Origin of the sequence: Thiomicrospira sp. S5 (genome assembly GCF_003991075.1) — a bacterium.
Taxonomy (GTDB): Bacteria; Pseudomonadota; Gammaproteobacteria; order Thiomicrospirales; family Thiomicrospiraceae; genus Hydrogenovibrio; species Hydrogenovibrio thermophilus.
Genome location: NZ_CP014470.1, coordinates 64,363 through 76,569, shown reverse-complemented (window position 1 = coordinate 76,569; position 12,207 = coordinate 64,363). Strand labels below are relative to the sequence as shown.

Annotated in this window: 10 protein-coding genes; 8 read left to right on the top strand and 2 right to left on the bottom strand. The window is 47.0% G+C overall.

The genetic code is table 11. The features are described from left to right. Positions 1 to 8: 8 nt before the first annotated feature. The 3 genes from AYJ59_RS12900 (at position 9) to AYJ59_RS00315 (ending at position 4,720) form a co-directional block, all read left to right on the top strand. Positions 9 to 2,456 (top strand): methyl-accepting chemotaxis protein, encoded by a 2,448-nt coding sequence (locus AYJ59_RS12900; protein ID WP_164730703.1) that lies wholly within the window; start codon positions 9 to 11, stop codon positions 2,454 to 2,456. A gap of 194 nt (positions 2,457 to 2,650) precedes the next feature. Further along, on the top strand, positions 2,651 to 3,895 hold the full coding sequence (gene traF, locus AYJ59_RS00320; RefSeq protein ID WP_164730702.1) for a conjugal transfer protein TraF: 1,245 nt from the start codon (positions 2,651 to 2,653) through the stop codon (positions 3,893 to 3,895). Positions 3,896 to 3,991: 96 nt separating this feature from the next. Continuing rightward, the gene (locus AYJ59_RS00315) at positions 3,992 to 4,720 is read left to right on the top strand and encodes a hypothetical protein (RefSeq protein WP_127118973.1); all 729 of its coding nucleotides are present in this window, start codon (positions 3,992 to 3,994) and stop codon (positions 4,718 to 4,720) included. Between the two features lie 71 nt (positions 4,721 to 4,791). Here AYJ59_RS00315 and yihA read toward each other — a convergent pair whose 3' ends face one another. Next, positions 4,792 to 5,424 carry a ribosome biogenesis GTP-binding protein YihA/YsxC gene (gene yihA / locus AYJ59_RS00310; protein ID WP_127118972.1) on the bottom strand — a complete coding sequence of 211 codons (633 nt, stop codon included), beginning with the start codon at positions 5,422 to 5,424 and terminating at the stop codon, positions 4,792 to 4,794. Between the two features lie 182 nt (positions 5,425 to 5,606). Between yihA and AYJ59_RS00305 the strand changes: the two genes are divergently transcribed. The 5 genes from AYJ59_RS00305 to AYJ59_RS00285 all read left to right on the top strand — a co-directional run bounded on the left by AYJ59_RS00305 (position 5,607) and on the right by AYJ59_RS00285 (position 11,572). Beyond that, positions 5,607 to 7,526 (top strand): cytochrome c biogenesis protein ResB, encoded by a 1,920-nt coding sequence (locus tag AYJ59_RS00305; RefSeq protein ID WP_237260349.1) that lies wholly within the window; start codon positions 5,607 to 5,609, stop codon positions 7,524 to 7,526. Continuing rightward, complete coding sequence (ccsB, locus tag AYJ59_RS00300; RefSeq protein ID WP_127118970.1) at positions 7,523 to 8,698, top strand: c-type cytochrome biogenesis protein CcsB; 1,176 nt, start codon at positions 7,523 to 7,525, stop codon at positions 8,696 to 8,698. Before AYJ59_RS00305 ends, ccsB begins: the two co-directional genes overlap by 4 nt. Before the next feature lie 12 nt (positions 8,699 to 8,710). Continuing rightward, positions 8,711 to 9,334 carry a thiol:disulfide interchange protein DsbA/DsbL gene (locus tag AYJ59_RS00295; protein WP_127118969.1) on the top strand — a complete coding sequence of 208 codons (624 nt, stop codon included), beginning with the start codon at positions 8,711 to 8,713 and terminating at the stop codon, positions 9,332 to 9,334. A gap of 163 nt (positions 9,335 to 9,497) precedes the next feature. Then, the gene (locus tag AYJ59_RS00290; RefSeq protein WP_127118968.1) at positions 9,498 to 11,141 is read left to right on the top strand and encodes an acetolactate synthase large subunit; all 1,644 of its coding nucleotides are present in this window, start codon (positions 9,498 to 9,500) and stop codon (positions 11,139 to 11,141) included. A gap of 92 nt (positions 11,142 to 11,233) precedes the next feature. Beyond that, positions 11,234 to 11,572 (top strand): hypothetical protein, encoded by a 339-nt coding sequence (locus AYJ59_RS00285; RefSeq protein WP_127118967.1) that lies wholly within the window; start codon positions 11,234 to 11,236, stop codon positions 11,570 to 11,572. On the opposite strand, the gene AYJ59_RS00280 is transcribed toward AYJ59_RS00285, so the two are convergent. Beyond that, complete coding sequence (locus AYJ59_RS00280) at positions 11,569 to 12,135, bottom strand: nitroreductase family protein (protein WP_127118966.1); 567 nt, start codon at positions 12,133 to 12,135, stop codon at positions 11,569 to 11,571. The two genes, AYJ59_RS00285 and AYJ59_RS00280, sit on opposite strands and share 4 nt — an antisense overlap. Positions 12,136 to 12,207 lie beyond the last annotated feature (72 nt).

Genomic DNA, 12,207 nt, shown 5'->3' with positions numbered 1-12,207 from the left:
GGGTACTCATGTTGAAAAGCATTTCAGCCAAATTATTGTTTCGTATGGTGCTGGTAACCATTATCGGCTTAGTCATCGGCTTGTCGTTGATTTTAAAATTCAGTTCGGACTTAAAAAGTTCAACCGCCGAAAACCTCACCACTGAAAAACGCGAGCAAGCGCTGATGCTGATTCAGTCTAAAATCGAAACCGCTTTGAGCATCGCTCAAAGTGCGGTATCCGCCAACCCGAATCTGGGGGAATTCTTTCTCAATGGCGATGACCGTTCCCTTTATAAAATCGCCAACAATATTTCCGACGATTTCAAACGCACCACTAATTATCACGGGCTATCATTCGTCGCTTTTGACCAAGAAAATCGAATTTTTATGCGTTCTTTCGCCAAACAACCTGATCCGGCAAAAGGTAAAAAAGCGCCCAGAGATTTTTCCGCCATTCTAAGCGGAAAAGTCCCGCACTCGGCCGAAATTGATCTTTCCGGTGTCGGATTGTTTATTACCGCATCGGTACCGGTGCATGCCACTGACGTCAACTCGCCCATTGTCGGCGTTCTGGACATTCGTTCCGGCCTCGGCTCCATTGCGCGTAAAATGCAAAAAGAACAAGCTTATTTTATAGCGGTTTTAAACGATAAAGCCCTGGAACGTTGGAAAAAAGGCCAGAATAATCCGAAACTTGGGTCCTATTATCTAGCCCACAACGATTGGTTCAAGGATTCCGTCAAATGGTTCCGTCAGCTCGACATGGATCACCTGATTCAAAAAAAATTCACTTTGAAAGACAATAAAGCCATCACTGTTTCTCCTCTGAAAAACAGTGATGGTGATGTCATTGGGTATTATTTAGTCGGCATCGACATGGATCACCCTGACATGGTGAACGCCATGGATGGAGTGAATCAAACCATTCTGCTAATGCTGGTTCTGATTGTCGTATTAATGGCAATATTGATGCTGTTCCTATGGCACGCCTCGCATAAAATCGTGACTCAGCCAATTCAATCCATTCTGTCGGCGATTCGACAAGTCGAAAAAACCGGCAAAATCGACATCGAATTGAACAGCCATGCTCAAGATGAAGTTGGCGATATGACACGGGCTTTCGGTTCCCTGCTCAACCAAATTAATCAAGCTTTAAAAGAAGCCAACCAAACCGTCAAGGCCATTGCAGATGGTGATTTCTCACGTTCCATGCAAGGTCAATACCAAGGGGATCTCGCCACTTTAAAAGAGGGCGTCAATGCCTCAGCGAAAAGCGTTGAATTCATGATGAATGAATTAAGCAAGGTGATGCAGGCACTTGAAAATGGTCAATTTGACGTGCGGATGGATTCTAACGTCGCCGAAGGTTTCCGTCAGCTGGTTGAAGGTGCTTTACAATCCATCGATCAAGTCATCCGTGAAATCAATGTGACCCTTTCCGCCATGCAAAAAGGTCAATTCGATCATCGTGTTGAAATCGAGGCCAAAGGCGAACTGCAGTGGTTAAAAACGCATGTCAATGAATCCCTGTCTTCGTTAAATTCGGCCATCAATGAAATCAACACCGTCATGTCGGCTCAAGCATCCGGCGACCTGACTCAAACCATCAATGGTGATTATCAAGGTCAACTCGATACATTAAAACAATCCATTAACCGCTCCAGCGAACAACTTAACCAAATTGTTACCGATGCAATGGAAATTTCCGTTGAAGTCAATAATGCCGCCAATGAAGTATCACGCGGCGCTTTGGATTTAAGTGATCGTGTTCAGCAACAGGCCGCCTCACTGGAAGAAACCTCTGCGACGATGGACGAAATGACCAGTTCGGTTCAAAACACCACCGGCCACTCCAAAAAAGCCGCACAAGTAGCATTGGACGTTCAGCAAAAAGCACATCAAGGCAATACAGTGATGCATGAAACCATCGACGCCATGAATGCCATTCAAGATTCCAGCCATAAAATCAACGAAATCGTCACGCTGATTGACGGCATTGCTTTTCAAACCAACCTACTGGCATTGAATGCGGCTGTGGAAGCCGCCAGAGCCGGTGATCATGGCCGAGGTTTCGCTGTGGTAGCCGGCGAAGTTCGCAATCTGGCCCAAAAATCCGCTGAAGCCGCTAAAAACATTACTGGATTAATCCAGGAAAATGTCACTCGCATTGATAAAGGAACCCAGTTGGCGACCGAATCCGGTGAAGTGCTTAATCAGATTATGGAATCGGTCGAGCAAGTTTCCATTATGATTGAACAGATTGCTCAAGCCTCAAGCGAACAAGCCGAAGGGATTGGCCAAGTCAATAAAGCCATTGCTCAAATCGATAGCGGAACACAACAAAACGCCGCATTAGTTGAACAAACCAGCGCCGCTGCGGAGAGTCTGAATGAACAAGCCAATATCCTCCGAGACGATATGGATCGTTTTAAAACCCAAAAATCAGCTCCTCTAAAACTGCCTAAAAAATCGTAATGACAAAACTGCAAAGATACGTGTCCATCAATAAACCTTGTCAAGGCCGCGAAATTTTCTCGTTTTTTAATGTTTTTTGGTTAAAATTTTTGGGAGTAAATTTTTTATAAAAATACAATATCAGAAAACTGAAAACTGTCTTTGGAGAATGTCAAAATATGATCAAACCTACCCCTTTAGCCGGCGCTATTTTAATGGCAACGGCGATATCGGTTCAGGCCGCACCGAGTTCCTATACCCCGATTGCCTCCAATATTGGCTATGGGGATGCCTCCAACCCGAACACCCTTTACAGCCCATTGGCCAACCCGGCCAATAATGCACTGACCGCCGCGGATATGGAAGGGGCTCGTTTCGGTTTGGGCGCCACCGTTCAAATCCAAGCGGAATTCGATGGTTTGGAAGGCTCCAAGGATTTTCTGGATGACAAGATCAAACCCATCTTGGATAAAGGAACTTATACACTTCAAGATGCGACCGACCTTCAAAACCTGACCAATGAATTTTTGACGAAATACAATAAGGGTAATTTCAGCACCATTACCGGTGTCACCGTACCTCTAGTGGTCAAACACAGCTTTTTAGGCGGCGGTTTGTCCTTTGACTATACCCGTCAAGTCGGTGCCAAAGGCTACCTCATCAAACAAAATGACGTCACCGCTTATGATAATGGCGGTAACTTAGCCGTTAGCTCAGGTGATGCCGCTTTAGGTGTCGGCTATAAACAGTTGGATGAGTTTGCCGTCAGTTATGGATTTGATGTACTGAAATCCGACAGCGGTGCGCTTTCACTGGGTATTACAGCCCGTTATTTAAGCTTGATGTCGAATGTCAAACTGGTGGATTTCAGCGAAATTGCCGACGACAACCTGGGGAACAGCAGTAAAAATACCGAAGATTACATCAAGGACATCGATTCCGGTTCCAGCGACAGTAACTTTACCGCCGACATCGGTCTTAACTGGACCGGTCAGAACTATATGATCGGAGTCGTCGGGATGAACCTGACCTCCCCTAAATTCGATATCAACAACAAATCCGCGACCGCGACGTCCGCCAGCTTCAGCAACTACATCGATTCTAAATTCGAATTGAAACCGCAATACCGAATCGGCGCGCAAATCTTTTCCCAAAACCGTAAATGGACGCTGGCCGGGAGCTACGATTTGAACAAAGCCAACGATTTGAATAACGAAGACACCCAATGGTGGACCACCAGTGTCAGCTATGCCACCAATTCCGCCTGGTATATCCCGGATGTCCGTTTGGGGCTACGCGGCAATATGGTCGGCACCGAATACACTTACGGTACGGCCGGCTTAACCTTCGGCTTCCTGACATTGGACGTGGCCTCAACAACGACCGATTTCAGCGGCATTTCGGATAAACAGAAAGATTCCGGTGCCATGGCGTCGGTGGGCGTTGAATTCGATTTCTAAAAAATCATTCAAGTAAAAAAGTCTGAAGCCCCCTCTTCAAGATTCCCTTGAACGAGGGGGTTTTTGTTTATAATGCTCGAAAACGGAGTCAGACCTATGTTGAAAAAAACCCTACCCCTTCTGTTAGCGATTCCTTCTGTCGGATTCGCTTCCGGAGCCAAAATCGATTTTTTGAATTTCGACAGCCAAACACAATTTCAGGACTTCGCTAAGGATTTGACCGGCGCTTTGTCGACCAAAACCCTCGAACCGGCCGAACCACTTGGTTTACCGGGCTTCGACATCGGCATTTCCTATAATATGTCCAATCTGAAAAACGATTCGATGGACTATGTCTCCAACAACGGCGGAAAAAGCATTGACACGATTACACTTCATGCCGTTAAAGGCCTGCCATTTGATTTAAATTTCGGTTTGGATTATTCCCGAGCGCTCAACAGTAATATCCAGGTTTGGGGCGCCAAGCTCAGTTACGCGTTGATTGAAGGCGGCACTTTGTATCCGGCCGTTAACATCAGTGCGAATTACACCCAAACCACCGGTATCGATGCCTTAACGTTCAATGGTTATGGCGCGGAAGTCGGTGTTTCCAAAGGCTTTGCCAATTTCACCCCTTATGCCTCTTTGGGCATGGTGACGGGGAATGTTAAGGCGCGGGAAGACAACACCGGCGCGGCCGGACCGGATTTGCGAGACGAAACCGTCTCCATGCCGAAAGCCGCTATTGGCGTCAATATTAATCTATTGGTGATGGATGTTTTGGTGGCATTCAACCAAATCGGTGAAGTCTCCACCTATTCATTAAAAGCCGGTTATCGTTTCTAAACGACAATTTCCATTGAATATGACCAGGCCTGGGCGTTTTTAAGATTCAAACAATGAATATAATTAGATAATTAGGATGACTCGGCCTTGGATTTTACCGGACGTTCGTATTCCATCCATTCATCCAATTTTGACCAGACCTGCTCCAGACCTTGTCGTTTCAAAGACGAAAACAGTTGAGCCGTGGCATGCGGATACTGATCTTTTAATAATTGTTTGAATTTCAACAGACTGTTCTGTGCCGGGCCTTTTTTCAATTTATCGCTTTTGGTCAGCAATACGTGTACCGGCAATTCCAATGACAAAGTCCAATCCAGCATCGTCAAATCGATTTCGGTCGGCGGCATGCGCGAATCCACCAGCAAAATCAATCCTCGTAACGAATCACGTGCTTCTATATATTCGGAAAGACTTCGTTCCCACGCCCGTTTGGTATTCACATTCACTTTGGCATAACCGTAACCGGGTAAATCCACTAATTTCCGTTCCTCATCGCACTCAAAAAAATTGATGAGCTGAGTCCGCCCCGGCGTTTTACTGGTTTTCGCCAGGCCTCGCTGCGACGTAATAACATTCAAAGCACTGGATTTACCGGCGTTGGAACGACCGGCAAACGCGACTTCAAAGCCAGTGTCTTCCGGGCAATGGTTAACATTCGGCGCAGAAATTAAATAACGGGCTTGTTGGTAGAGAGGATGTTGCATAAAACTTTGATTATCCGTACTGGTTGGCGTTCATTCTTTATCAATGGTCTCAATCGGTATATACTTTACAATCTTTTGACTAACTGCATACAGAATAATTATTTATTATGGCCGATTTATCAAGTAATTCCAGCCCTTCAAGGACGAAGAACCCCGGGGTTTTCATTCAATTTTTAGGCTCCATGAACCTGGCGGTCACCCTGCTGGTCATGTTAGCCATCGCGTCGGTCATTGGAACGGTTCTGCAACAGAACCAAGCCTTTCAAGACTACATTATCAAATTCGGCCCTTTCTGGACCCAAGTATTCAACCAACTCGGCCTGTTCCATGTCTACGGCGCGGCCTGGTTTATTTTGGTCCTGTTGTTCCTGCTGGTGTCGACCGCCGTTTGCGTCAGCCGTAACGGGCCGAATTTTATCAAGGACATGAAACAATACAGCGAAACACTGTCGGTCAATGCCTATAAACACCAACCCCATAATCTGACTTATACGCCGGAACAATTTGACGCTGACACCGCCAAAGCGGTTTTGAAGCAACAGGGTTTCAAAACCAAAATCCACCAACGTGAAGACGGCGTCACCGTTGCAGGCTTGAAAGGCCGATGGAATCGCCTCGGTTATATTTTCACCCACATCTCTATCATCATTATCTGTATCGGTGCCTTATTCGACAGCAACCTGATGCTGAAATACCGAGAATTAACTGGCCAATTAGCGCCTGAAACCCGTTCGGTTCCATTGAGCCAAATCCCACAAAAATCCTGGGTTGGGCCGGAAAACTTCTCGTTCCGCGGTACTGTCAACATCGCCGAAGGCCAAAAATCGGATGTACTTTTCTTACCGTATGAACGCGGTTTTCTGGTGCAAAAACTGCCTTTCACTCTGGAAGTGAAAGATTTCCGAATTGAATATTACGATACCGGTATGCCGAAATCCTTTGAATCGGATTTGATTTTGACGGCGCCGGATCTGGATGAACCGATTGAAAAGACCATTGCCGTCAACCACCCGCTGTTCTATAAAAATTACGCCATTTACCAATCGTCATTTGGCGACGGCGGCAGTCTATTAAAATTGGAAGTCCATCCATTGTTGGCGCCGGAAAACAAACCATTGATTCTGGATACGGCCGTCGACAAAGTGGAACCGTTGAAAACGCCGATCGGCACTTTCCGAGTCGAATTGAACGATTTCAAGATGTTCAATATCGTCCCGGCCACCGAAGAAGAAAAAGCCAAAACCGGCAAGAAAATGCATAACAACGGTCCAAGCATCATTTTCAAAGTCCGTAACGATCAAGGAAAGGCTTGGGAATACGAAAATTACATGCAACCAAGCCTGCAGGATGACCGTTGGTTCTTTATGACCGGCATGCGCACCAGCCAGGCCGAACCTTTCCGTTATCTGTTTATTCCGGCTGACGAAAAACGTGGTAAAGAACGTTTCTTCAACTTCCTGGCATTAATCAACAATAAAACCGAAACCACCAAGGTATTGGAAAATGCCTTCCCGAAACTGGACGGAATCGACGAACGCACCTATGAATTACAAATTCGTCTGTTGAATCAGTTGATGGTGCTGTTCCGCCAAAAAGGCTTTAGCGGCATCACCCAATTCGTTCAGCAAAATGTGCCGGAAAAAGACCGGGAAAAAGTCGAAGAATATTACATCAACCAAACCAGTATCGCCCTGCAAACCTTGTATTTGTCAATTCTGGAAAAGGAAGACGTCAAGGAATTGGCCGATATCTCCGATTTCAACAAACAATGGTTTGAAGATGCCATCACCGTCATCAACAGTTTACCGAACTACGGCCCACCGCTGTTTTTCGACTTGGCATCCTTTAAACAAATCGAGTCGACCGGTCTGCAAATCACCAAATCCCCTGGAAAAGATATCGTTTATTTCGGGAGTGCATTACTTATAATTGGGGTATTCTTTTTATTCTACGTTCGACAAAAACGGATTTGGTTGGTCTATTCGGAAACGGATAAAAAACTGACCATCGCCGGAAAAGATACCAAAGAGCTGCCTGAAGTGGCTAAAGAATTTGAACACGTTGTACAGGCGGTACAATCTAAACTACAGGTGAAATCATGAATACTATGAATTCTTCCGTTAATATGGAAATCTCGAAGCGAACGGTTTCAATCAGCGATTGGGTATGGGCCATCCTGGTCATCGGCGGGTCCTTTTATGCCTGGCAAGTCTTCGGACAACTCATGGATAACTATGAAATCGGCATTCTGATCGGTTCCGCCATCGGTTTGATCGCACTGGGACGTTTTTGGCAAAGTATCAAACCCCTGACCTACTCGGTCGCGGCCTTGAGCTTACTCGCGGTTTGGACTTACCAGACCCACGGTAATCAAATTGCCATTAACGAACAGGCATTTTTCCTGAAATTCCTGGTGTCCAGCCAATCCGCCATTATGTGGATGAGCGCCTTGTTTGTCTTGGCCACCGTCGCCTATTTCCTAGCCCTGTTCTCCAAATCGGATTATGTCGGTAAAGTAGCCTCCTTCCTGGCTTGGGCCGGTTCCACTTTCGGCTTGGTCGGAATGATGGTTCGCTGGCGCGAATCTTATCTCATCAACCCGGACTACGGCCACATTCCGGTCAGCAGTCTGTATGAGGTCTTTATCCTATTTGCGGTATTGACGACGTTGATTTACCTGTATTACGAGCAAAAGATGCGCACTCGATCCATGGGCGGTTTCGTCATGCTGATCGTCAGTGCATCCGTCGCTTTCCTGCTTTGGTATACGTTTGATCGTCAAGCCCACGTGATTCAGCCATTGGTGCCGGCCCTGAAAAGTTATTGGATGAAAATCCACGTACCGGCCAACTTCATCGGTTACGGCGCTTTCTCCATCGCAGCCATGGTTGGTTTGGCTTATCTGTTGACCGATAACATCAAACAGAAAAACCCGGATTCGTCCTTCCTTAAAACCATGCCGAGCTTGGAAAAAATGGATGACCTGATGTACAAAACCATTGCACTGGGCTTTGCTTTCTTCACCATCGCCACCGTTTTGGGTGCGATGTGGGCTGCGGAAGCTTGGGGCGGTTACTGGTCTTGGGACCCGAAAGAAACCTGGGCGCTGATTGTTTGGCTAAACTATGCGGCCTGGTTGCACATTCGCATGTCGAAAGGCTGGCGCGGTCGTCCAATGGCCTGGTGGGCTTTAGTCGGCTTGTTGGTCACCACTTTCGCTTTCCTAGGCGTGAATATGTTCCTGTCCGGTCTGCATTCCTACGGTGAGCTGTAAGTGAGGTTTTTCATGACAAAAGGATTCGTCACTTATGCCTTCTTCCTGCTTGCACTGGCGTTTCAGCCAGTGCAAGCCAATACCGACATGGGCATTGTTGAAGGCGTTGAATACAAGAAAGTGCCCAACCCGCAATCCATTGCACCGCATAAAAAATCCGTGGTGGAAGTCTTTTATTACGGTTGTTCGCATTGCTACAATCTGGAACCCAGCCTGCACAAATGGCTGGAAACCAAACCGAAAGACGTTCATTTCGAACGCATGCCGGCGGTGTTGAACAACCCGAATTGGGTCTTTATGGCGCGGGTGTATTACACGGCAAAGCTTCTCGGCATTGAAACGCAATTTCACAATCGGTATTTCGACGCCATCCAGCGCGATCGTAAACCGATTTTCAATGTCGATGCCTTGGCGAAATTCGTCGAACCGATGGGCGTGAAACCGGAAGACTACAAGAAAATGTTCAACAGTTTCCAAGTCAACAGCGCCATCGCCAAAGCGAAACAAAAAACACAGGATTATGGCATTGACGGTGTTCCGGCCGTTATCGTCAACGGAAAATACCTGACCGATGTGCCCATGGCGTCTTCCCGTGAAGGGCTTTGGAAAGTGGTCAATACCCTCGTCAATAAATAATCTCTATCCGTTTGGAATGCTCGTAATCGGGCATTCTGTCCCCCCTCTCTTAGCTGAATTTTGCGCTTCTCCTGTTTTTACGTTTATAATCGTTAGAAACACAAAATTATTCAGAAATCACCAGGCCTGGTGATTTTTAACCATTTACAAAACGGAACCGTCAATGAAAGCCTCCAAACTCTTCGTGCAATGTCTTGAAAACGAACAAGTTGAATACGTATTCGGAATTCCCGGCGAAGAGAATATGGACATGATGGACGCCCTGCTGGACTCCAAAATCCGTTTCATTACCTGCCGTCATGAACAGGGAGCCGCCTTTATGGCGGACGTTTACGGCCGTTTGACTGGCAAGGCCGGTGTTTGCCTTTCCACCCTTGGTCCAGGCGCCACCAACCTGGTCACCGGCGTCGCCGATGCCAATATGGACAATTCACCCGTCGTAGCCATCGCCGGTCAAGCCGCCACCACCCGATTGCATAAAGAATCGCATCAGGTCGTGGATTTGGTCAATTTATTCAAACCCATCACCAAATACGCCACTCAGGTATTGGAACCGGAAATTCTGCCGGAAGTGGTTCGTAAAGCCTTTAAATTGGCACAAGCGGAAAAACCGGGCGCGGCCTTTATCGATTTTCCGGAAAACGTCAGCGAAATGACCACACCGGAAAAACCCCTGCCAGTGGTGGAATCACGCCTCAGTCTGGCGGATAACAAACTCATCGACAAGGCCGTCGCCATTATCCAGAAAGCCGATAAACCGATGATTCTGGTCGGTAACGGTGCCGTCCGTGCCAAAGCCACTTCTCAACTGGAAGCTTTTTCCAATCATTACCAGATTCCATTGGTGAATACCTTTATGGCGAAAGGTGCGGTGCCCCACTATAAAAACCCCTTGTCGGTGGGCACGGCGGGATTGCAAAAAGGCGATTATGAAAACGGCGGTTTTGCCGAATCGGATTTGGTGATTTGTGTCGGTTTCGATATGGTGGAATACCACCCACATCTCTGGAACCCGAACCGCGAACATACGATTATTCACATCGATACCTATCCGGCCGAAGTGGATTACAGCTACATTCCGGATGTGGAACTGGTCGGCAACATCGGTCGAAACCTCAAGGCTTTGACCGAAAGACTGCCGAAAAAAGAATCGGTTCCAGCCCCTTTTCCATTGCGTGAATCGATGATTCAGGAAATGAACCGTCTCGGCGACAGCGATGCCTGGCCGATGAAACCGCAAAAAATCATCTGGGATTTACGGACCGCCATGAACAAAGAAGACATTGCGATTTGCGATGTCGGCGCCCATAAAATGTGGATGGCGCGATTCTTCCGTTCCGAGATTCCCAACACCTGTATTATTTCCAACGGATTTGCCAGCATGGGCATTGCCGTACCGGGTGCGATCGGTGCCAAACTGGCTTTTCCCGAAAAAGCGATTGTCGCCGTCACCGGCGATGCCGGCTTTATGATGAATGCCCAGGAAATCGAAACCGCCTTGCGCTGTGAAACCCCGATTGTGGTTTTGATTTGGAACGACAGTCAATACGGCCTCATTAACTGGAAACAGAAACGTCGTTACGGTCGTTCGGCCTACATCGATTTCAAAAACCCGGATTTCGTCAAATACGCCGAATCCTTCGGCGCCACCGGCGTGCGCATCAAAGCCGCCAACGAACTGCTTCCGGCACTGAAAACCGCCTTAAACAGCCATACGGTAACGATTATCGATTGTCCGGTGGATTATTCGGAAAACAACCGTTTGACCGAACTGTTAGGGAATGTCATTTCGGAAATCGAATCCTGACGGTCAATGATATTGATAAGATTTTTTACTCATGCAAAATACAGACTGACCGTCTATACTAGAATTTTCCATCCTAAAATTGCGACTATTCTATGATTTACATTAAGTGTGACGCACAAAACCAAATCGAAGACATCACTTTTTCGGAAACCGAGGGTTACCTCGAATCGAGTCTATTCGATCCGCAAGTCAAAGCGTTCCTGCAAAACTCCCAGAACGAGGAACTCATCAAGGAAGTGCTTAACAAACTCGACTTGGATATGGTCCGTGTCATCGAAGATATGGTCGATTTGATGATTGAAAAACGCTTGATTCTGTTCACCGATCTCCCACAGCCGGTTCAGAACAAACTCCTGTTCAAACGTTCCCTACGGGAATCCCTGAACCCGGAAATCAGTTTGATTGACGACGAAGAATCCTTGAATTTTTAATCCAGATACGTCGTCACCTTTTCAATCGGTTTACGGCCGGATTCCCCGACACATGCCGGTTTTCCAAGATATAAGGCACCAATCAACGCCAGGGCATTAGAATCGATTTCCAAGGCATCAAATGTCCGTTTATCCTCAATAATCGGACCGGTACTCCACTGCACCCCCAAACCCAATTCCCAGGCCGCCAATTGAAAGTTCTGGATGGCACAGCTGCAGGCGGCATAATCTTCTTTACGCATGACCGGATCCGAATGCAATACCTGGCCTACCAGAACGATTTCCGGAATGGCTTGAAACTTGAGCATCGCTTTGTCGTAAATGTCCTTAAACGCTTCTGTTTGCGGTTCAGCACGTTTCCCGGCCCGGTTATCGGCGTAAATATGCGCCAAAACGGATTTCATTCTGGGACCCAAGACCCAAAAACGCCAGGGTTCGGTGACTTTATGATTCGGAGCCCAAATCGCCGCTTCCAGACATTGATCGATCCATTCCCGTTCAATTCGGGCGGGCAAGAACTGATAAACGCTGCGGCGTGATTTAATTGTCTGTAAGATTGACATAGAATAACTCTTGAATAACTTCGGTATGGAGACTTGGATAAACTGTAACAAATTGTGAATAAAATCTTGGAT

Bases quoted from the DNA above. Each gene is read 5' to 3' on its own strand.
- AYJ59_RS12900 (WP_164730703.1), top strand. From the start codon at position 9: ATGTTGAAAAGCATTTCAGCCAAATTATTGTTTCGTATGGTGCTGGTA.
- AYJ59_RS00280 (WP_127118966.1), bottom strand. From the start codon at position 12,135: ATGTCAATCTTACAGACAATTAAATCACGCCGCAGCGTTTATCAGTTC.
- ccsB (WP_127118970.1), top strand. From the start codon at position 7,523: ATGAATACTATGAATTCTTCCGTTAATATGGAAATCTCGAAGCGAACG.
- AYJ59_RS00305 (WP_237260349.1), top strand. From the start codon at position 5,607: ATGAACCTGGCGGTCACCCTGCTGGTCATGTTAGCCATCGCGTCGGTC.
- AYJ59_RS00285 (WP_127118967.1), top strand. From the start codon at position 11,234: ATGATTTACATTAAGTGTGACGCACAAAACCAAATCGAAGACATCACT.
- yihA (WP_127118972.1), bottom strand. From the start codon at position 5,424: ATGCAACATCCTCTCTACCAACAAGCCCGTTATTTAATTTCTGCGCCG.
- AYJ59_RS00290 (WP_127118968.1), top strand. From the start codon at position 9,498: ATGAAAGCCTCCAAACTCTTCGTGCAATGTCTTGAAAACGAACAAGTT.
- AYJ59_RS00295 (WP_127118969.1), top strand. From the start codon at position 8,711: ATGACAAAAGGATTCGTCACTTATGCCTTCTTCCTGCTTGCACTGGCG.
- traF (WP_164730702.1), top strand. From the start codon at position 2,651: ATGGCAACGGCGATATCGGTTCAGGCCGCACCGAGTTCCTATACCCCG.
- AYJ59_RS00315 (WP_127118973.1), top strand. From the start codon at position 3,992: ATGTTGAAAAAAACCCTACCCCTTCTGTTAGCGATTCCTTCTGTCGGA.